The sequence below is a fragment of the Clostridium sp. CM036 genome (assembly GCF_055081135.1).
The window spans coordinates 2220121-2241016 of record NZ_CM143652.1 but is presented as its reverse complement, the minus strand read 5'-3'; the positions used below and the strand labels follow the sequence as shown (position 1 = coordinate 2241016).

The window sequence follows — 20896 nt, the reverse complement described above, 5'->3', positions numbered from 1 at the left end:
TAATGTTTAAAATGAGGACTTTAGCATTAGAAAATAAAGGTCTTGAAGCTAGTGAAATTAAGACTTGTGAAGTAGTTCATGAATATATTGATAGTCTGTATTTTGAGCTTATCAAATTCCCTAATAAAGTTCTCAATACCTTAAAATTAATATTTGAAAATGTAGTTAGGAATGGTCTGAAATCTCATAAAAAGGACAAGAAAACTGTTTTTGATATTCTTGGAGTTTGTTATAAATTAACATCATCGCAGGCTAAAGTTGCAGCATAAAACAACTTGATAAAATTGTAAAAGCCCCACTATATACGTGGCTTTTTTTGGTGTACCCTAAAATTGTTTGAATACTATTGTACACTTAAAATTTACCATTAAAATTTATCAAAATAAATTTTAATGGTAAAATATAGTATTTAATACTGACTTACTAATATTCAATATGGCTTAGCTTGATGGCTATGGGGTGCTGCCAACATTTCGGGAATGGTGGCAGTACCCATATAAGCAAAAGGAAGATTTAATAATGAGTGGATTTTCTTTACGAAATGCAGCTCAATTAATTTAAATTTTATTGTTTATATGAAAAATTTATATGCGATTTTTATAAATCTCGCGAAGGCAAAGGCCAATTTTCTTGTTTGCCTAAAGGGAGATAAATAATAAATTCGCTACCTTTTCCTATTTCACTATTAAGAATGATTTTTCCTCTATGTCTTTCTACTATTTTTTTTACTATAGCGAGTCCAAGACCACTGCCTCCATCACTTTCTCTCGCCTCACTCCCTCTTATAAATTCATTGAAAATTTTTTGCTTAAATTCATCAGTAATACCAATACCATTGTCAGAGATCTTGAGTATTAATTCTTCATGCTTTTCTATATTTATGGTTATAATTGTTCCACAAGGGTTATATTTTATAGCATTGCTTAAAATATTATGGATAGCTCTATACATCTCTTTGTTATTAAATTCATATAAAATTTCTTCTTCAGGAATGTCTAATAAAAGTTCAAACCCTTTTCCCTGGATTTCGCCATAAATATTTACTACCACTTCTCTTATAAATTCCACAAAATCCTTTGGTTGCACAATTAATGGATAGTTACCATTATCCAATTTTGTAAAAGTGAAAAATTCATCGATTAAACCTGATGTACGTTCAGATTTATCATATATATATTCTAAATACTTTTGTTTTGTTTCTTCATCATCCACCATGCCATCTTTTAAAGCTTTTGAATAACCATAAATAGTAGTAATAGGTGTTTTTAAATCATGTGAAATATTTACTAACATTTCTCTTTTACTTTTTTCAAACTCTTTTTTTCTGATTTCTGCTTGATCCAATTTTTCAGCCATATAATTAAAAGCATTTCTTATGTTCTCGAATTCTTTTTCTGCTTCAAAATTTAATCGTGTGCTATAATTTCCAGAAGTCATTTTTTCAATTCCTTCTGCAATATGCCCTAAAGGCTTAGTTATTTTTTTTGAAGTCCAATGACTGTATAATACATTACCTATAAAAAAGAAAAGTAAAAAAGAAAATATAGCTTCTATAAAAATACCAAAAATAGCTCTGCTCTGCTTATATATGGTGTTATTAGTATTTATAAAATTTTTAATACTGAATTTCACATTTTCCATTGGGATTTTAACTAAACATATATATTGGTTTTTATCTAAGCCTTCAAATGCTGCTGAAGAATAGCTGTACAGATTGTCCTTATACTTACCATCTTCAATGTGTGCATCATATTTGTTTATTGCTGGTAGAACTTGAACTTGAAACTGGATACCTTTTGATTGGTAAAATGCGTACTTCTTTAATTCTTGTTGTGTATACAAATATTTACTATCCTTTTTCAATCCTTTTACATATACAACTTTATTGTTATATATTATTTCTACCCAGCCCTGTATTTTTTCTATATCCTTAGTATTAGTATTTTTATAATCTGGATTTATAATATCTGTTGCCTCTATTTTAGGCTCTGTGTATTCACCATAAGTTAAGGTAGCCACAATATAGAGTAATATTATGGCTATGATAAAAGTAAATAAATTATAAAACACAAATAAGATATAGTTTTTCCTTAGTGTTTTATGCAATCCCATATTTTTTTTGCCCACTTTTATACCTCTTTTTATGATAACTTATCAAATTTGTATCCCAAACCTCTTATGGTTTTTAAATATGTTGATTTGTTACCATCCTCTTCAACTTTTTCTCGTATATTGCATATATGAACCATAATTGTATTATAATCTCCGTAATAATTTTCTTCCCAAACTTTTTCGAAAATCTGTTTTTTTGTAAATACTCTACCTGGGCTTTTCATTAAAATGCTCAATATTTTATATTCCGTATATGTAAGAAATATTTCTTTCTCGTTTTTAAAAACAGTGCATTTTTTTTCATCTAAAATTATATCTCCAATAACAATCTCATTTTCCTCATTACTATTTTCATTTAATACACTTAATTTATAAGCTCTCCTGAGTTGAGCCTGAACTCTAGACAAAAGTTCGAGAGGATTAAATGGTTTGGCAACATAATCATCAGCCCCTAAATCTAAGCCTAAAATTTTATCATTGTCTTGATTTTTAGCTGATAACATTATAATAGGTATTGTATAATTTTCTCTTATTTTTTTAGTTAGCTGATAACCATCAAGTCCCGGCAACATAATATCAATTACCGCAAGATCTACATCATTTTCAAGAATCTTATTCCAGGCGTCTATACCATTGCCTGCCTTTATAACTTCATGCCCTTCTTTTTCAAGATACAATTGAATTAATTCTAAAATTTCCTTTTCATCATCTACAATTAATATTTTTCTGCCCATAATCTTACCTTCTTTAATTATCAAGTTTCTAATAAAATCCATTCATTTTATACATAAACATTACAACAGTAGCAGCAAATATAATTACAATAGAATAAAATATCTTTCTAAGTTTAGAAAAATCATTGTTTTTCCATCCATGAGACATCCATATTGTACACATCAAAGTAGATATAAATGCTAGATAGGAGTTTCCTCTTATAAAAGGTGTAATTACATTATTTATAACATTCATATTATTTGTTTCTGCATATATAAATAAAATAACATTTAAAGCACCATACATACAAATAAAAAAACACAGAGAAAGTAGGAAACTCTTCATATATTTACTAGCTTTCGTTTTTTCTTTATTTCTAAGCAGTGATACTAGTATTATTATACCTGCTAAAAAAGCAAAAAGTAATCCTATGGGTAACATATAAGATAAATACTTATCTACCTCTGATATTTTTTCATAACTTTCGACCCCTGCTAAAATATAGATTTTATTATTTTGCTCTACTAACTTAACATATTGATTTCGTTCTTGGTCGTAAAAAAGGTCTTTATCTACATGTTTTAGTATAGATTTTTTACTTCCAGCATATGAAATCATATTTCCTGTACTTTTTTCATATTCAATCTTAACATTTAAAGATGGAATTATTGATATAACTTTACATATACCTTTGTGTGGAAAGTTATTTAACGCGTAAGTCCCCTTTATTTTTTCCCAATCCATACTCAAAGAAATATTATCTTTTACTTTTACAATATCTTTTGCATCTCCTTTTCGCCCATTAAAAAACTCATAAAACTTATCTGCATATTCATTGCATACTTTTGAACTATTATCTGAATTTGTATTAATTGAAATAAACATTCCTATATTTTTTTCTGGCATAATAGTCAATATGCTGTTGAAAGATGGTAACTCACCAGTATGTTCTAGTACAATCTGTCCATTTCTCTTATTTTGAAAAAAACCTAATCCAAAACCTAAAAGTTTTGAATTGTTGCAAGAGTTGTTAGTCTGCATGGAATTTACTGACAATTCATTTAAAATTTTTATTTTGTTAAATTCACCATTATTAAGCTGCATAAGCATGAAATTTGCCATATCGGAAGCAGTAGAACACATAGCTCCACTCGGATGATCTACAGGCATAGAATAAGATGTTTCTATATATTTGTCTTTTATATATATATAAGGCTTTGACATGTTACCTAATATATCTTTGCTTATCCAATAGGAAGAATTTTTCATATTCAATGGCTTTAATATTTCATCAGTAATATACTCTTTTACAGGCTTCCCTGTAACTTTTTCTATTAAATAACCTAATATAGCATAGTTATAAACATTATAATGAGTAATTGTACTTGGTGTATTGATTACGGGCGGAAGATCTTTTTTTAAAAAATCACCCAAACTTTCAATACTACCGTAAAATTTATCACCTGTAGTTCTGTAAATCATAGGCCATTTTTCATCAAGACCTGAAGTGTGATTTAATAGATTTCTAACCGTAATAGGCTTTGAAAAACTATTTTTTATTTTAAAATCTTTTAAATAGTTATTTACAGCTTCATCGAGAGATATTTTACCTTCTTCTACTAGCTTCATCACTGCTGTTGCTGTAAAAAGTTTTGTAATAGATGCAATCTGAAATACTGTAGTATCAGCATTTACAACAGTTTTCTTTTCCACATCACTATATCCATATCCTTTTTCAAAAAAAATTTTTCCATCTTTAACTACAGAAACTGTTGCACCAGCTACTTTATAATCTTTTAAAACTTTTTGCATATATTCATCAGATATCTTTTGAAAAGATTCCAAAGATGTGTCCCTAGTTTCCGCTAATGCAATATTTTTAGGCCATATAGTTAAGAAGAGAATAAGTGTAAGTACAAAAGATAGTACTTTGTTTTTGTTGTTTTTCATAGTGTTTTCCTACCTTTACATTAATAAATTGTAAGCGCTTACTAATTATTATGATAATACATTTACCTTTTAGCTATATTAACTAAATCTTAAGATTATCTTAAGATTTAATTCAACTCAGGGGTTATTTGAAGGGCTTGATAGTTGAACGTAGTGACAAATTAAAAAGGGGGTATGTGTATCAGTATTATAGGAATATTTAAGGACATTAAAAGAGTAAAATAATAATAAAAACAACCATCTGGAGCCCAGATGGTTGTTTTTATTGAAATAAAGATTTATAATCAGCATTAGAAATTCCAGTTTTAAAGGCATTCAGGTCCTGAAAAGAACTTACATCTACCCTGTGTAAGGAAAGTAGACCATCATTTTTAGAGGACCAACTAGACGACTTACCATCAATGGTGAAAGCCATTTTGTAACCAGCTTCGTTCACAGCCTCAATGGCACTTTTGTTGTACGCACCACCAGGGTAGGCAAAGAAGTTTATTTCTTTCTTTAATATTTTTTCTAGATCTTTTTTAGATTGAATTAATGTTGCTAGTTGCTTATCCTTAGAAAGTGATTTTAACTTATCATGATTTACGGTATGGCTTTCTATATCTACTCCGTATTTATCCATTTCTAAAAGCTGTTTGGATGTCATAAATTCATGATCTTTATCAATATGAGAAGTAATAACAAAAATTGCTGCTTTAAAATTATATTCTTTTAGAACAGGGAACATAGCAGTATAATTATTTTCATAGCCATCATCAAAAGTAAGGACTACAGATTTTTCAGGTAGAGGCTTCTGATTCATAAAGTACTTATATAAATCCGTAAGCGTTATAGTCTGGTAACCGTTATCTTTTAGGTATTTCATTTGCTCCTTAAACGTTTCAATAGGAAGAGAATTGGAATCACTTTTTCCAGAGGTAATTGAGTGGTACATTAGGACTGGAACACTCTTACCGTAAGGTTTATTAACTGTAGACTCTTTCTTTGTTATGGGTATAGGTTTTGAAATAGATTTTGAACATCCAAGGATAGAGGTTAAAAAAATTAATATAAATATGAAACACAAATTTTTTTTCATATCGACCTCCTAAACCGATTTATATTATAAATTATTATTTGTAATGTATAAAAAATTATACTAAATTGTTTTAGGAGAGTATAGAGAGCGCTAGAAATAAAATACATAAGAATTTTTTTGCATTTAGTTCTTTTTTTAAATAAGATACATACAATAGTAACTGAAGATAAAAAGGAGTGATGTTAATGTCAAATATTGAAAATAACTGTGGTTGTGAAAAAAAGCATGAGGATAACTGTTGTAAAAAAGAAAAGCAATTCCACGACCATGAATTCTTAGGAAGTACTAGATTAGCAGAATTAGATAGTGAGGATGCTCATAATCATAGATTTGCTGGAGTGTCAAGTCCTGCAATACCAGTTCAAGGTGGGCATGTGCATAAAGTTAAATCAAGAACAGATTTTTTTGATCACTTTCATGAATTTGAAGCAACTTCAGGTTTAGCAATACCTGTTGGCGGTGGTAGGCATGTTCATTTTGTAAAGGCTAAAACTAATGTCGTTGATGACCATTGCCATGAATTAATATTTGCTACACTTATAGAAGCTCCAATATTCGAAGAAGCTTAATAAAAGAACTAAGTTAAGTTAAGGCATTGCTGTAAAAGGCAGTGAATGCTAACATCGTTCCATATAACAAGGCTGCACTCCTTTAAAATAAGTTTAAAGGAGTGCAGCCTTATTAATGCTTTACTATGTTTTTTGAATATAATATGATATTAATTGAGTAGAAGTTATAAATGTTATAGAGAAAATACTTATAGTTGGGTATAATCTAAATAAAAACTATAATATTTAGTGGCTAAAAGGAGAGGTTTAATTGAATATACTAATTGCTGATGATGAGAAACAAATGGTAAAAATCCTTTCAGCTTATTTTCAAAAAGAAGGGTTTAATGCAATTACAGCAAAGGATGGAGAGGAAGCCTTAGATTTGTTTCATTTACATAAAATTGATTTAGCAATTTTGGATTGGATGATGCCAAAGGTTAGTGGAGTTGAGGCTTGTAAATATATTAAGGAAAATAGTAATACAAAGGTATTAATTTTAACTGCAAGAACACAAAATGAGGATGAAATTGAAGCATTAGATTGCGGAGCCGATGAATATATAAAAAAGCCTTTTGATCCTAGAATACTTTTAATAAGGGCGAAAAAGCTTATAAATTTTGATGATGAGATAAGTATTAATAATATAAAAATAAACACAGATGAGAAAAGGGTATATAATAATGGAGAAATATTAAAATTAACAAAAATAGAATATGATCTTTTGATTTCTTTTGTGAGAAATAGGGGGATTATTTTATCTAGAGATAAGCTAATAGATTTAGTTTGGGGAATGGATTATGATGGGGATCATAGAACGGTGGATACTCATATAAGAAGACTTCGAGCGAAAATAGGTGAGGATAGTATAAAAACCTATAGAAAAATTGGTTATAGTATGGAGGCGGATGAGAATCAAAATAAGTAAAAAGTTCACATTGTCTATAGCGTCAGTCACAATTTTTGTAACTATAATTTCTATGGTGATAAATGTATTTTTTATTGAAAGATTTTATATGTTTAAAAAGACGAGGACATTAGACCAGATTTCTGAGCAAATAAACAGAAAAAAAACAGATTATATTTTTAAAAATATAGATGAAATGGAAAAGAAAAATGATGTCACTATAGTTTATTCGGAGGCAAGTAGCGATATTAATAATATTAATGAGGATTTAATAACTAAATTTAGTTCGAATAAAATAAAGCTAAATAAATTCTGGCTTACGGAAGATACTCTAAGTAAGTTAAATAGTAAAAGTGTAAACAAGATATATGACCAAGGAGTAACAAAATATAAGGTACTAACAAAGTTTATAAAGGTTGATAAATATATATTTGCTATAGCGATGCCACTACCATATATGGGAGAAACTATAGATATTATAAATAAATTTAATATATATTTAAATATATTTTCTTTGATTTTAATTATAATTTTAGTTGGCTTTTTTTCTAAAAAAATAATAAAACCATTAGAACTTATAAAAGAATTATCAAAGGATATTGCTAATTTAAACTTCAGAAAAGAGGAAATTAAAACAAATGATGAAATAGAAGAGCTTGCTATAAGTATAAATAGTATGAGTGGAAGCTTAGAGCGGGCACATAAAGAAATCAATTTTCAAAATGAAAAGTTAAAGACTTTAATTTCAGATATGGCTCATGAGGTTAAAACTCCATTAGCTTTAATAAAGGCGTATGGACAGGGAATTGAGGATGGTTTAGATGATGGGACATATATGGGAATAATTAATGAGCAAATAGACCATATGGATAGTTTAGTAGAAAACCTTTTGTTTTTGTCAAAGCTTGAAAAAAAAGAATTAAAAAAATCTAACTTTAGTTTAAAGAAACAGTTTAGTAGTGTTTTAAAAAAATATAAACTACTTATAGATGAGGCTGACATAAATTTTATATCAAATATAAATAAAGACGAGGAATATATTATTTATGGAGATAAGGAAGGCATTGATATAGTATTAAATAATTTAATTACAAATGCTATAAAGTATACTAATAATAATGAGGTAGAAGTAGAAATAGTCAAAGAAGATAATAAAACAATGTTTTCTATAAAAAATGGATTAGAAGAAAGTAGTAAAGAAGCTTTAGAAAATATATGGACACCATTTTATGTGCTTGAAAAATCAAGAAGTAAGGAACTTTCTGGTACGGGATTAGGGTTATCTATAGTGAAAAAAATATTAGAAAAACATAATCTTGACTTTGGATTTAATGTAAAACAGAATAAGATTGAATTTTACATAATATTTTAAATAAAGTTTTTTGTAACATTGGCGTAACACTTCTATAGTATTTTACTTATGAGGTGATTTAGTTGAAAAAAAGAATATCATTAGTTTTAGTAGCTATAACTGTAACAACATTATTTTCAGGTTGTAATAATAAAGCTATTTCAAGTAATAATAAAGTTAATCCAATTAATAACAAAATGAATGCTAAGGTTGAAAATTTAGATTTTAAGTTTAAAGTAGAACCTGTTACCTTTAAGGTAACGGTAGAATCTAATGGAATCACGGAAACAGTATCTGAGCCTTTAGAAAAAACGGAGGTATCAAACTTAAAGGATAATGGAAATAAAATATCTTGGAGTTATAAAAAGAAAAATATTGATGTAGAAATTCAAAAGAAAGATAAGTATTTAGATGTATCTATAAAATCTAGTAATAAGGATGGTGAAAATAAATTTTCATGGCCGAAAGTAACAGGAGAAGGATATATGCTTCCATTAAATGAGGGTAAGTATATTCCAAAGGATGATAAAGTCTGGAAAGACTATTTAAATGATAATGAAATGAAAACTTTAGAGTCTTTTTCTATGCAGTTTTTTGCAGCAAGCAAAAAGAATTATTCGTTATTATATATAATTAAAAATCCTTATAATAATGAAGTTAAATTTGATACTAAAGAAAATATTAAATTTACTTTTAATCATGAATATCCTTCAATAAATAAAAACAAAGATTATGGATTTAGAATTTATTTAACTAAGAATAATCCAGTAGATGTGGCTAAAACTTATAAAAATTTTATTGTTGAACAAGGCAACTTTAAATCTCTAGAGGATAAGGCTAAGGATAATAAAAATATTGAAAAACTTTATGGAGCGCCACATGTTTATTTTTGGGATAGGTCGGCAATATCTGAGGAAAATGTTAAATGGGATAAGATAAAAGGAAGCATTCCAAAAGATCTAAAACTTTGGATGCAGGAGTTATTAAAAACAAAGGTTGAGGATGGTGGAGAGCTCGCTACTGCTTTTAATGATTTAGATTCTTCAGATTATGTTGATAAATATACAAAAAATAGAATTATAAAAGGTTTTAATTCTGTAATACAGTTAAAGGAGTTTTATAATCCTAAGGTGTTTTCGAATTTAGATAAAAAAAGTAAAGAGTTAATAGATAAGGGGATAAATAAATTAAACCCAGTAGAATTAATAGATTTAAATAAAGGTTTATTAAAATCATCTTTGGGAGATGTAGCAGATACTATTGAAAAATGGGCAGATGCTAATACTGTTAATGTACTTTACGATATGAAAAAGTCCGGTATTGATAAAATGTGGGTTGGATTAGACGACTTTGAAGAAGGCTTTTTAAAGCCAGAATTAGTTGAAAAAGCAAATGAATTGGGATATTTAATAGGTACTTATGATTCTTATCATTCAATTCATAAGCCAGGACAAGAAAAGTGGTCAACAGCGAAATTTTCTGATACATCACTTTATGAAAATGCTACTGTAACCAATAAAGAGGGCAAAAAGATAGAGGGGTTCCAAGGGTCTGGAAGAAAGTTAAATCCAACACTTGCTATGCCAAGTGTAAAAGATAGAGTTTCATCTATTTTAAAGACTGGTTTAAAGTATAATTCGTGGTTTTTAGATACAGATGCAACAGGAGAAGTGGAGGATGATTATTCTAAAGAGCATCCTACAACAGAAGCAGAAGATATAGAGGCAAGAATAGAAAGAATGGAATACCTTGAAAAGCAGTTTAATATGGTAGTTGGAAGTGAAGGAGGAAATGACTTCACAAGCCAATCTATAGCGTTTGCTCATGGCATAGAAACACCATCTTTTTCATGGATGGATAAGGATATGAGTAAAAATAAGGATAGTAAATATTATGTGGGAAGATATTATTCAAGCAATGGAGGAGCACCAGAGTTATTTTCAAAGCAGATACCTATAAAGGATAAGTATAAGAGGTTATTTATGGATACCGCATATACAATTCCACTATACAAGTTAGTTTATAATAATTCAGTTATTACTTCTCATTGGTGGGGCTGGGGTACATTAAAAATAAAAGATGAAGTAGAAAATAGAATGCTATATGAGGTTTTATATAATGTACCACCACTTTATCATATTGATAAAAATGAATGGAATAAGAATAAAGCCGTTATTGTAAAACATACAAAGGTATGGTCTGATTTTAGTAAAAATGCAATTACTAAGGAAATGACAGATTTTAAGATTTTATCAAAGGATAGATTAGTCCAAATGACTAAATATGGAGAGTGCTTAAAGGTAATAGCTAACTTTTCTAATAAGGAAGTTAATGTTGAAGGGGAAAAAATTGCCGCAAAATCTCTTATTATATTTGATGGAGACAATAAAATTAAATATACCCCCTAAAGGACTAAGCTCTAGCTTATAAATTATATTTATAAGCTGTTTTTTTGGCTAAACGATAAAGATATGTAACCTTAATGTAACATAGAAGGGTTATATTAAGGTTAGAATAGTTTAAAACTAAGGATAAAGGATATGATAAAAAATGAAAGTGAGAAGAAAAATTACTATTTGGATAATATTATTTGTAAGCTTGTTAGGAGTATACACAACTTGTATAGAGAGAAATTTATTAATTGTAAAAAGGCAAAATGTTACAATTAATAAAAATGGGGATGAAAAGCTAAAGGTAGTGCAAATTACGGATATACATCTTGGAGAGTTTTATAACTTAAATCAGCTAGAGAAGGTTGTCCAAAAAATTAATGGATTAGATGCCGATATAGTGGTATTTACAGGTGATCTAATAGATAATGCTTCAACATATAATGAGATTGACAATATAGCAGAGGTTCTTAAACAAATAAAATGTAAAACAGGTAAATATGCTATATATGGTAATCACGACTATGGTGGAGGGGCTGTTAGATACTATGAGGAGATAATGAATAAAGGTGGATTTAATGTTTTGAAAAATGATGGGGCAAGCATTGTGTTTAAGGATAAGCATATAAAAATTTTTGGAGCAGATGATGGGTTAATGGGAAATCATAGTGTAGATAAAACAATGAACGGAATTAACAATAAGTCTGTAAATTTATTATTGTTACATGAACCAGATTTAGTAGACAAATATAGTGATTATCCAGTTGATTTAGTTCTTAGTGGACATAGCCATGGTGGACAAGTATACATTCCTTTTTATGGTCCACTAAAGAAAAATGTATTATCAGAAAAATATACCAAGGGCCTTTATAAATTAGACAACACTAGAGGAGCAAAAATATATGTTAATAGTGGACTGGGAAATACAAAGGTGCCATTTAGATTGTTTAATATGCCACAAATTTCTCTTTTTAACTTGAAAATTTAATTTTTAAAATAGTTTGGTACACGAACAACTTTCGTGTATCTTATTTTATTAAGTGGTTAAAAATAAATACTTAGTGAAATTTGAAATTTCTATTGCTTTTTATTTTATATATGTTATTGTATTATTATAACGTAATATTAAGATATAATAATATATAAATATAAATTTTCTAGGGAGGCTTAAACTATGTTTAATTCAAAGGTTGAAAATGTCAGTGCAGAAGAGGCATATAAGCTTATAAGTGGTGATAAAGAACTTATTATTTTAGATGTTAGAACTAAAGAGGAATATGATAATGGTCACATTCAAGGAGCAAAACTTGTTCCAGTTCAGATTCTTCCTATGAAACTTGCTGAATTTGATAAGTATAAAGATAGGCCGGTACTAGTTTATTGTGCATCTGGTGGAAGAAGCCCGAGAGCAGTGGATATTTTGGAAAACAATGATTTTAAAAATATTTACCATCTAGGTCGTGGAATATCTTCTTGGAGATACGGTCTAACTAGATGATGCTCGGATAATATCCACATGATGTTAAGTATAAAATTAAAGATGAAATAATAATAAAGTTAGTAAGCCAATTAAAAGAATAAGAGGGGGATATTTGTGATAAAAAAAATATTAATCGTAGGTGGCGTAGCTGGTGGAGCTTCAGCCGCCGCAAGGTTACGACGACTAGATGAAAATGCAGAAATAATTATGTTTGAGAGAGATGAATACATTTCTTTTGCAAATTGTGGGCTACCTTATTATATTGGTGAGGTAATAAAAGAAAGAGATAAGCTTTTAGTACAAACACCTGAGAGTATGAAAGCTAGATTTAACATAGATGTAAGAAATAACAGTGAGGTAACTTCCATTAACACGGGCAAAAAGGTTGTAACAGTTAATAGTAAGGCTAAAGGCACTTATGAAGAAAGTTATGATTATTTAGTGTTATCACCAGGAGCAAAAGCAATTAAACCTAATATAGAAGGTATAAACAATAAAAGAATATTTACTTTAAGAAATATACCAGACACTGATAACATTAAAACATATGTGGATAAAAAAGGTATTAATAGTGCGGTAGTTATTGGTGGAGGATATGTTGGTGTGGAAATGGCTGAAAACTTAAAAGAAAGAGGTCTTAAGGTTACTCTAGTAGAAGCAGCACCTCATATAATGGCTCCTTTTGACACGGATATTGTTGTAACCGTCGAAAAAGAAATTTCAGATAACGGTGTAGAAATAATTTTGAATGATGGAGTTAAAGCCTTTAAAGATACTGAAGATGGTGTTGAAATAACTTTAAATAGTGGTGCAAAATTAAGCGCTGATATGATTATATTGGCAATAGGCGTATTTCCTGATACTGGATTTGCGAAAGAAGCTGGTATTAAAGTAGGCGCTAAGGGTCATATATTAGTAAATAATAAAATGGAAACTAGTGCAGAGGGAGTATTTGCAGTAGGTGATGCTATTGCAGTTGTAGATTTTATAAACAAAACAAATACTGCAATACCACTAGCTGGTCCTGCAAATAAGCAAGGTAGAATAGCAGCCGATAATATAGCTGGTTTAAAAACTACATATAAGGGGACTCAGGGTACTTCAATTATAAAGGTATTTGGTTTAACAGCTGCAAGCACAGGTAATAATGAAAGAACTTTAACAAGACTTAATATCCCTTATAAAGTTATATTTGTACACCCTGCGAGTCATGCTTCCTATTATCCAGCAGCTCTTTCAATGACATTAAAACTTATTTTTAATGATGAAGGTAAAATACTCGGAGCTCAAGGTGTAGGTTATGATGGAGTGGACAAGAGAATAGATGTACTTGCTACAGTTATTAGACTTGGTGGAACAGTAACTGATTTAACTGAGTTAGAACTTTCATATGCACCACCTTTCTCATCTGCTAAGGATCCAGTAAATATGGCCGGGTTTGTCGCTGAAAATGTGTTAGCAGGAAGAGTGGATGTATTAACCACAGATCAGTTTATAGACTACGATAAAGAAAATGTTACGGTATTAGATGTTCGTACTGAAATGGAATTTAATAATGGACATATTGAAGGCTCTATAAATATTCCTGTAGATAGTTTAAGAGAAAGAATTGGTGAACTTGACACAAATAAAGAAATTATTGAGTATTGTCAGGTAGGATTAAGAGGGTACGTAGCTGCAAGAATTTTAGCTCAAAAACAATTTAAGGTTAAGAACTTAACTGGGGGATATAAATCAGCTTCAAGTTTAAATTTTAAACCAAATAAAGCTAAAATTAGGGATATACCCAAAAATCAGAGTTTAGATCCAGATACTCAAGTTATAAAGGATGAAGTGGCTATAAGCGTTGATAATTATGATAAAACTCTCGATGCTTGTGGACTATGTTGTCCTGGACCGTTAATTCAAGTTAAAGCTAGCATTGACGATTTAAATGAAGATCAAATATTAAAAGTAACAGCAACTGACCCTGGATTTTATGAGGACATTAAATCTTGGTGTAATAAAACAAATAATGAATTAATAGATTTAAGAAAAGAAAAAGGTATGGTTTACGCATTTATAAAAAAAAACAATAATAATCTTACAAAAATAAATAAATCATGTTCCTCAGATACAGTGGAAAAAAATAATAAAACAATGGTAGTTTTTAGTGGTGATTTAGACAAAGCTATTGCGGCATTTATTATCGCAAATGGAGCAGTTGCAATGGGGAGTAAAGTTACCATTTTATTTACCTTCTGGGGTCTTAACATCATACGGAAACCTGAAAAAGTATCTGTAAAAAAAGGTTTAATAGATTCAATGTTTGGAGTTATGATGCCAAGAGGAAGTAAGAAACTTAAACTTTCACAAATGAACATGATGGGAATTGGAGCTAAAATGATTCGATCAGTAATGAAGAATAAAAATATAAGTTCTCTTGAGGACTTAATAAAATCAGCGATTGATAGTGGAGTGGAAGTGGTAGCCTGCTCAATGTCCATGGATGTTATGGGAATTACAAAGGAAGAACTTATTGATGGAGTGAAAATTGGTGGAGTTGGTTATTACCTAGGCCAAACTGAAGATTCAAATGTAAATCTATTTATTTAATAATATATAAAAAGTGTCTATCATATAAGATACATTTTATTTTTATGATCATACTTTTTTTAATTATACTAATTGTAATTTCAACCTATAAATATTCGTATTTTAATTGTATCTTCAACATGTTAAGAAAAAAAATATATATTAAATATTGTTGTTTGACATTAATGGCAAAAGGATGTAAAATTTATTAGCATATGCCACCAATTAAGAATATTTAAGAACTTAAAAAAGTATATGAAATAAGGAGAATATTAATGGCAAGACCAGTTAAGGATAGAAGGGTGGAAAATTTACCGCAATATACATACTTTGTACCTGCAGGTAGAAGGAAATGTGAAATTGAAGAAATAATTATAAAGGTTGAAGAGTTTGAAGCCATGAGGCTTAAAGATGTTGAAGAACTAAATCAGGAAGAATGTGCAAAGAGAATGCTAGTTTCAAGACAAACTTTTCAAAATATAATTGATAGCGCACGAAAAAAGATTGCTATAGCTTTAATAGAGGGAAAAGCAATAAATATAAGTGGTGGAAACTATACGAGGAATATATGTCAATTCAAATGTGCATCCTGCGGTTATACCTATGAAATAAAGTATGAAGAAGATAGAAAAATTTGTCCATCATGTGCTTCGCAGCAAGTTACTTGTAATAAAAGAAGCAGTTTTTGTCATGGACAATGTAATAAACAGACAACAGATGATAAATAGTTTTATAAGTTTTTACTTAAAACAAATCTATGTTTATTGGCATTTGACAACAATAAATAATAGTATTATAATATAAATGGCATATGACAAATAAAAAGCGAGGTGATAATGCATGGCTGATTGTAAAAGTTGCCCATCAAATGGTGAGTGTGATAATAAAGATACATGTAGCATAGAAAACAATCCATTAAACAAAGTTAAAAACATTATCGGCGTCATGAGTGGTAAAGGCGGCGTGGGTAAATCAACAATATCTGCTCTTATTGCGCATGAACTTAATAAAAAAGGTTATAAGGTCGGTCTTATGGATTCGGATATTACAGGCCCGAGTATACCAAGGTTGTTAGGTATTAAAGATGTTAAACCTGTAATGAGTGAAGCAGGTATTATACCAGTTAGAACAGTTGAGGGTATTGATGTTATTTCAATGAACTTTCTTGTGGAGAATGAAGAGGATCCAGTTATTTGGAGGGGGCCCGCAATTTCTGGGGTTGTTAAGCAGTTTTGGACTGACGTTATATGGGGAGAGCTTGATTATTTAATTATAGATATGCCTCCTGGCACAGGAGATGTTGCTTTGACGGTAATGCAATCAATACCAATTACAGGTATAGTAATGATTTCAACGCCACAGGATTTAGTGTCTATGATTGTTGGGAAAGCAATCAATATGGCCCGTAAACTTAATATAAATATATTAGGATTAATAGAAAATATGAGTTATATTATTTGTCCAGGATGCAGTGAGAAAATAAAAATCTTTGAATCAGATAACATAGATGAATTCTTAAATAAAAATGACCTAGATTTGCTTGGCGAAATTCCGATGTGTAGAGAAATTGTTAATATTTCTAACAAGGGAGAATACAACCTAAATCCTGAATTATCAGAAATAACTGAAAATATTATTAATAAAATTATTAATAATATAAAAAAATAGAAATGGAGGTGAACGATATGAAAATAGCAATACCTAGTAATGGCAGTATGGTAAATCAACATTTTGGAATGAGCAAAAGTTTCGTAATTGCGACAGTAGAGGACAACAAGATAGTAAACATTGAAGAAATATCTGCAGTAGAGCTTGCACATCAGCATCAAGGCTTGGCAGACCTACTTACAAAGCACGGAGCTACAGTAGTTATTACTGGAGGAATTGGTGGGGGAGCAATTAGCGGTCTACAGCAGAATGGCCTTGAAGTGATAAAAGGAGCATCTGGAGAATATAAAAAGGTTATTGAGGAATATATTAATGGAACGTTAGAAGATAAAAATGTAGTATGTAATCATCACGGTGAACATCATCACCAATAAAGAAAAAGGAGCACAATTGTGCTCCTATTGTTATTTACTAAAAAATGCAGAAGTCATTTTAAAAAGTCTAATTAAATTCTGCTATTATATTATTAATATGAAATATTGGACTAAGTGTATATTAGGCCAATTTTATTTTTTTGGAATATTACTATACATCGTTTGAAGTATTAATAAGATTATTTATTGAATTAATATTATTTTGATATTCGGTTATGATAGTGTTTAATAGTTCAAAGTTGTTAGGAGCATCACTACCAGCAAGTAATTCATTAACAAATTTTATTCCCATGTATTCTCCTTGGACTGCTTCTTTAAGATAACTAGCAGTATCAGTAGTGCCAATATGTTTTATATTTGATATAGTTTCTGCTACGACACCTTGGATTCCTATACCATTTGATGGATTACCACCAAGATCGTGTATTTTAGTAGAAATTTGGGTGGTATGTTGCTTATGAATTTGTTGTATTTTTTGTAGTTCACTTTTGGTATTAGCATCATTAGCATGCTCAATTAGGTCATCAAAACTGTTAACAGCCATGTATTCGCCTTCCAGAATAGAATTCAAATTTTTAATGTTTTCACTATTCATATTATCAACTCCTTAACATTTATTTTGCCCAAATAGATCATGCTTATTAAAAAAAATAGAAATAAGAATATATTATATAAAAAGTTAGATATAGTATTTTATTACGTTTACAGACGAATAGTGTTACGTTTACATGGAAATAGTATTAAATCTAAGAACAAGTTAGATAATTGTGTCTAATTGCTCTAAAATACGGAAAACGCAACTAAATGCTCGTAAAACAGCGATTGAAGTGGATTGGTCCATATAGTATAATAAATCTTGTAATGGATTAGTCCATTAATCCAATATGATTTAGGAGGAATTTTTATTAATATCGAAATAAACAAAAAAAATGGAATACCACTTTATATTCAAGTTAAAAAACAAATTATGGATGAAATAAAAAAAGGAACTCTTAAGGTTGGAAGAAAAATGCCTACAGAAAGAGAATTGTCTGCGAGATTAAAAGTAAGTAGAAACACTGTAAGCACTGCATATAACGACTTGGAACAAGATGGGGCGTTAAAATCCTATCAAGGAAAGGGAACTTTCGTAGTTGAAGAATCTATATCTTGGGAAAATCTCGATATTGAAAATAAAATAATGAAATTCATTGATTTAGGATTAGAGGAAGCTTTAGAAATTGGAATGAAACCAGAAGAATTTCTAGATTTAGTAAATCAAAGGGTAAATGAAAAAAAACAAATAATGGATAAAGTAATAGCAATATATATAGAGTGCAACATAGAACAAGCTAAGATGTTTAGTAAGCAACTTAGTAAAAATAGTAATATGGATGTAATGTTCTTAATGGTAAATGATTTACGAAAGATGGACAAGCTAACTAAAGATAAGATTGAAAGTGCTGAGTTTATAATAACCACATTTAATCACATTAATGAAGTTACAAATTTAACTGAGGGGCTTAATAAGGAGATTTTAGGTGTTGCAATTACTCCAAATTTAGAACCAATAGTTAAAATAGCTAGATATGGTGAGAATACAAAATTTGGATTTGTATGTATCTCTGAAGAATTTATTTTTAAAATAAAAGGAGCTTTAGAAAAGGCAGGATTAGCTGATGCCAATATAAAATTCTCAAATACTACTGATGACAATGAACTTAAAGATATAATCCGAGAATCAGATGTGATGATAGTATCACCAGGCAGATATAAAGATGTTAAAAGTAAAAATCCCAACAATAAGGAAATAATTGAATTTCTATATAGTCTAGATGAGGGTTCAGTAAAAGCGCTTAAGTCAAAGATTATTGAAATAAAGTTCAAAAAATAATGTGTTAAAAAATTATTTAGGAGGCTTTTAAAAAATGGAAAAAAAGACTTTAATTTTAGGAGTAATAGGTTCAGATTGTCACGCGGTTGGTAATAAGATTTTAGATTATGCTTTAACGGAAGCAGGTTTTAATGTTATAAACATAGGAGTGCTTTCACCACAAGAAGATTTTATAAATGCAGCTGTTGAAACTAATGCAGATGCCATAATAGTATCTTCTCTTTATGGACAAGGAGAAATCGATTGCAGAGGCATGAGGGAACAATGTGATGAAGCAGGATTAAAGGGTATATTACTTACTGTAGGCGGAAATATAGTTGTAGGAAAACAAAATTGGGAAGATGTGCACAGTAGATTTAGTGCAATGGGATTTGATAGAATATATCCACCAGGAACAACACTCGAAACAACAATACATGATTTAAAAGAAGATTTGAAAATATTATAAAATCAATAGGAGTGATATAAGTGGATGCATATTTGCTTGTAGATTTTGGAAGTACATATACGAAATTAACTGTTGTAGATATAGCAAAAGAAGAAATAATTGCTACGGCTAAGGACATAACGACAATTGAAGACAATATAATGATCGGTTATGAAAAAGCCTATGCAAAAATAGAGCCAATATTAAAAGACAAAAATGTTAATCTTATTAATAAATTAGCATGCTCCTCAGCCGCGGGAGGCCTTAAGATGATAGCCATTGGACTAGTGCCAGATCTAACTGCAGAAGCTGCTAAAAGAGCAGCACTTGGAGCTGGAGCTAGAGTATTAAAAGTATATAGCTATGAATTAACATTGACTGAAATTGAAGAAATTAAAAATTCAGACTTAGATATAATACTTCTTGCAGGTGGAACTAATGGTGGCAATAAGGAATGCATTATACACAATGCAAAAATGTTAGCTGACAATGGAGTTAAATTACCAATAGTAGTAGCTGGGAATAAAGTAGCAAGTGATGAAATAAGACAAATACTCACTGACGCTAAAATGTATTTTAGCATTACTAAAAATGTAATGCCAACTTTGAGTAAACTAAATGTAGAGCCGGCTAGAGAAGAAATTAGAAAAGTCTTTATGGAAAAAATTATTGACGCTAAAGGGCTAAGTAATGCAGAAGATTTAGTGAAGGGCATTTTAATGCCAACACCAGCGGCCGTTTTAAAGGCAGCTACGATACTTAGTGAAGGCAGTGATGAAGAAAAAGGTCTAGGAGATTTAATAATTATCGACATTGGTGGAGCAACAACGGATGTACATTCTATAGCAGAGGGAGAACCTACAAAGTCTGGCGTTTCAATAAGAGGCCTAGAAGAACCTTTTGCAAAAAGAACTGTTGAAGGTGACCTTGGTATGAGATACTCTGCAGTTTCTTTGAGGGAAGCGGCCGGTAGCAGAAAAATCAGAAAGTACTTAGGGGACACAGAAAGAAAAATTGATATTGAAGCAAATTGTAAATATAGAATAGAGCATATAAAAATGGTTCCTACAACTAAGGAAGAAATAGAATTTGATGAGGCTATGGCGAAAGTAGCCACAGATATATCTATGGAAAGACATGTAGGTACTGTGGAACACACAAACACTCCTATGGGAGCTATGTACACTCAAACAGGAAAAGATCTTATGGAAGTAAAGTATATGATAGGTACAGGTGGAGCATTAATACATAGTGATAATCCACAAGAAATTTTAAAAGCGGGAGCCTTTAGTGCAGAGAATCCAACGTATTTAAAGCCGCGGGATGCAATGTATTTGATTGATAAAACTTATATATTATCTGCAATGGGATTATTGTCTCAAGATTACCCAGACAAAGCTGTTAGAATCATGAAAAAGTATTTAGTAAAAGTATAATTAATTAGGAGGTA

19 protein-coding genes are annotated in these 20896 nt (G+C 29.8%); 14 read left to right on the top strand and 5 right to left on the bottom strand.

Features of this window, described 5'->3' with window-relative positions:
- Positions 1-2: 2 nt before the first annotated feature.
- Complete coding sequence (locus tag ACWJKE_RS10555; RefSeq protein WP_462958784.1) at positions 3-269, top strand: hypothetical protein; 267 nt, start codon at positions 3-5, stop codon at positions 267-269.
- Between the two features lie 328 nt (positions 270-597).
- Here ACWJKE_RS10555 and ACWJKE_RS10550 read toward each other — a convergent pair whose 3' ends face one another.
- From ACWJKE_RS10550 to ACWJKE_RS10535, 4 genes are all read right to left on the bottom strand, one after another.
- Positions 598-2127, bottom strand: coding sequence for a HAMP domain-containing sensor histidine kinase (locus ACWJKE_RS10550; RefSeq protein WP_462958783.1), 1530 nt, complete (start codon positions 2125-2127; stop codon positions 598-600).
- A 14-nt stretch (positions 2128-2141) separates the two neighbouring features.
- A complete protein-coding gene (locus ACWJKE_RS10545) occupies positions 2142-2888 on the bottom strand; it encodes a response regulator transcription factor (protein WP_462958782.1) in 747 nt (248 codons plus the stop codon).
- Positions 2875-4776, bottom strand: a complete 1902-nt coding sequence (locus ACWJKE_RS10540; protein ID WP_462958781.1) for a serine hydrolase domain-containing protein — start codon at positions 4774-4776, stop codon at positions 2875-2877. Before ACWJKE_RS10540 ends, ACWJKE_RS10545 begins: the two co-directional genes overlap by 14 nt.
- 262 nt (positions 4777-5038) lie before the next feature.
- Positions 5039-5854, bottom strand: a complete 816-nt coding sequence (locus ACWJKE_RS10535) for a polysaccharide deacetylase family protein (protein ID WP_216302239.1) — start codon at positions 5852-5854, stop codon at positions 5039-5041.
- A gap of 185 nt (positions 5855-6039) precedes the next feature.
- Between ACWJKE_RS10535 and ACWJKE_RS10530 the strand changes: the two genes are divergently transcribed.
- The 10 genes from ACWJKE_RS10530 to ACWJKE_RS10485 all read left to right on the top strand — a co-directional run bounded on the left by ACWJKE_RS10530 (position 6040) and on the right by ACWJKE_RS10485 (position 17146).
- Positions 6040-6423 (top strand): YmaF family protein, encoded by a 384-nt coding sequence (locus ACWJKE_RS10530; protein ID WP_462958780.1) that lies wholly within the window; start codon positions 6040-6042, stop codon positions 6421-6423.
- A 250-nt stretch (positions 6424-6673) separates the two neighbouring features.
- Positions 6674-7330 (top strand): response regulator transcription factor, encoded by a 657-nt coding sequence (locus tag ACWJKE_RS10525; RefSeq protein WP_220286989.1) that lies wholly within the window; start codon positions 6674-6676, stop codon positions 7328-7330.
- The gene (locus tag ACWJKE_RS10520) at positions 7311-8681 is read left to right on the top strand and encodes a HAMP domain-containing sensor histidine kinase (protein WP_462958779.1); all 1371 of its coding nucleotides are present in this window, start codon (positions 7311-7313) and stop codon (positions 8679-8681) included. Before ACWJKE_RS10525 ends, ACWJKE_RS10520 begins: the two co-directional genes overlap by 20 nt.
- Before the next feature lie 62 nt (positions 8682-8743).
- Complete coding sequence (locus tag ACWJKE_RS10515) at positions 8744-11068, top strand: glycoside hydrolase (protein WP_462958778.1); 2325 nt, start codon at positions 8744-8746, stop codon at positions 11066-11068.
- Positions 11069-11210: 142 nt separating this feature from the next.
- Positions 11211-12038 (top strand): metallophosphoesterase, encoded by an 828-nt coding sequence (locus ACWJKE_RS10510; protein WP_462958777.1) that lies wholly within the window; start codon positions 11211-11213, stop codon positions 12036-12038.
- Positions 12039-12224: 186 nt separating this feature from the next.
- Entirely contained in the window at positions 12225-12548 is a 324-nt protein-coding gene (locus tag ACWJKE_RS10505) for a rhodanese-like domain-containing protein (RefSeq protein ID WP_462958776.1), read from the top strand.
- A gap of 96 nt (positions 12549-12644) precedes the next feature.
- A complete protein-coding gene (locus ACWJKE_RS10500) occupies positions 12645-15125 on the top strand; it encodes a CoA-disulfide reductase (RefSeq protein ID WP_462958775.1) in 2481 nt (826 codons plus the stop codon).
- A 254-nt stretch (positions 15126-15379) separates the two neighbouring features.
- The gene (locus ACWJKE_RS10495; protein WP_165414309.1) at positions 15380-15832 is read left to right on the top strand and encodes a DUF134 domain-containing protein; all 453 of its coding nucleotides are present in this window, start codon (positions 15380-15382) and stop codon (positions 15830-15832) included.
- A gap of 112 nt (positions 15833-15944) precedes the next feature.
- The gene (locus ACWJKE_RS10490; protein ID WP_462958774.1) at positions 15945-16772 is read left to right on the top strand and encodes an Mrp/NBP35 family ATP-binding protein; all 828 of its coding nucleotides are present in this window, start codon (positions 15945-15947) and stop codon (positions 16770-16772) included.
- A 17-nt stretch (positions 16773-16789) separates the two neighbouring features.
- The gene (locus tag ACWJKE_RS10485; protein WP_462958773.1) at positions 16790-17146 is read left to right on the top strand and encodes a NifB/NifX family molybdenum-iron cluster-binding protein; all 357 of its coding nucleotides are present in this window, start codon (positions 16790-16792) and stop codon (positions 17144-17146) included.
- Positions 17147-17297: 151 nt separating this feature from the next.
- Here ACWJKE_RS10485 and ACWJKE_RS10480 read toward each other — a convergent pair whose 3' ends face one another.
- Positions 17298-17741 carry a DUF2383 domain-containing protein gene (locus tag ACWJKE_RS10480; protein ID WP_216302222.1) on the bottom strand — a complete coding sequence of 148 codons (444 nt, stop codon included), beginning with the start codon at positions 17739-17741 and terminating at the stop codon, positions 17298-17300.
- Positions 17742-18113: 372 nt separating this feature from the next.
- Here ACWJKE_RS10480 and ACWJKE_RS10475 point away from each other — a divergent pair, with 372 nt between their 5' ends.
- Genes ACWJKE_RS10475 through glmL form a run of 3 tightly spaced genes read left to right on the top strand, consistent with a single transcriptional unit; the run spans position 18114 to position 20882 of the window.
- Positions 18114-19019, top strand: coding sequence for a GntR family transcriptional regulator (locus tag ACWJKE_RS10475; RefSeq protein WP_220320355.1), 906 nt, complete (start codon positions 18114-18116; stop codon positions 19017-19019).
- Between the two features lie 34 nt (positions 19020-19053).
- Positions 19054-19467, top strand: coding sequence for a methylaspartate mutase subunit S (gene glmS / locus ACWJKE_RS10470; RefSeq protein WP_216302221.1), 414 nt, complete (start codon positions 19054-19056; stop codon positions 19465-19467).
- Between the two features lie 20 nt (positions 19468-19487).
- Positions 19488-20882, top strand: a complete 1395-nt coding sequence (glmL, locus tag ACWJKE_RS10465) for a methylaspartate mutase accessory protein GlmL (RefSeq protein WP_216302220.1) — start codon at positions 19488-19490, stop codon at positions 20880-20882.
- Positions 20883-20896: the final 14 nt, after the last annotated feature.

Excerpts from the sequence above, each read along its gene's own strand:
- ACWJKE_RS10485 (WP_462958773.1), top strand. The coding sequence starts at position 16,790 with ATGAAAATAGCAATACCTAGTAATGGCAGTATGGTAAATCAACATTTT.
- ACWJKE_RS10530 (WP_462958780.1), top strand. The coding sequence starts at position 6,040 with ATGTCAAATATTGAAAATAACTGTGGTTGTGAAAAAAAGCATGAGGAT.
- ACWJKE_RS10535 (WP_216302239.1), bottom strand. The coding sequence starts at position 5,854 with ATGAAAAAAAATTTGTGTTTCATATTTATATTAATTTTTTTAACCTCT.
- ACWJKE_RS10480 (WP_216302222.1), bottom strand. The coding sequence starts at position 17,741 with ATGAATAGTGAAAACATTAAAAATTTGAATTCTATTCTGGAAGGCGAA.
- ACWJKE_RS10505 (WP_462958776.1), top strand. The coding sequence starts at position 12,225 with ATGTTTAATTCAAAGGTTGAAAATGTCAGTGCAGAAGAGGCATATAAG.
- ACWJKE_RS10540 (WP_462958781.1), bottom strand. The coding sequence starts at position 4,776 with ATGAAAAACAACAAAAACAAAGTACTATCTTTTGTACTTACACTTATT.
- ACWJKE_RS10490 (WP_462958774.1), top strand. The coding sequence starts at position 15,945 with ATGGCTGATTGTAAAAGTTGCCCATCAAATGGTGAGTGTGATAATAAA.
- ACWJKE_RS10495 (WP_165414309.1), top strand. The coding sequence starts at position 15,380 with ATGGCAAGACCAGTTAAGGATAGAAGGGTGGAAAATTTACCGCAATAT.
- ACWJKE_RS10545 (WP_462958782.1), bottom strand. The coding sequence starts at position 2,888 with ATGGATTTTATTAGAAACTTGATAATTAAAGAAGGTAAGATTATGGGC.
- ACWJKE_RS10475 (WP_220320355.1), top strand. The coding sequence starts at position 18,114 with ATGGATGAAATAAAAAAAGGAACTCTTAAGGTTGGAAGAAAAATGCCT.
- glmS (WP_216302221.1), top strand. The coding sequence starts at position 19,054 with ATGGAAAAAAAGACTTTAATTTTAGGAGTAATAGGTTCAGATTGTCAC.
- ACWJKE_RS10510 (WP_462958777.1), top strand. The coding sequence starts at position 11,211 with ATGAAAGTGAGAAGAAAAATTACTATTTGGATAATATTATTTGTAAGC.
- ACWJKE_RS10555 (WP_462958784.1), top strand. The coding sequence starts at position 3 with ATGTTTAAAATGAGGACTTTAGCATTAGAAAATAAAGGTCTTGAAGCT.
- ACWJKE_RS10520 (WP_462958779.1), top strand. The coding sequence starts at position 7,311 with ATGAGAATCAAAATAAGTAAAAAGTTCACATTGTCTATAGCGTCAGTC.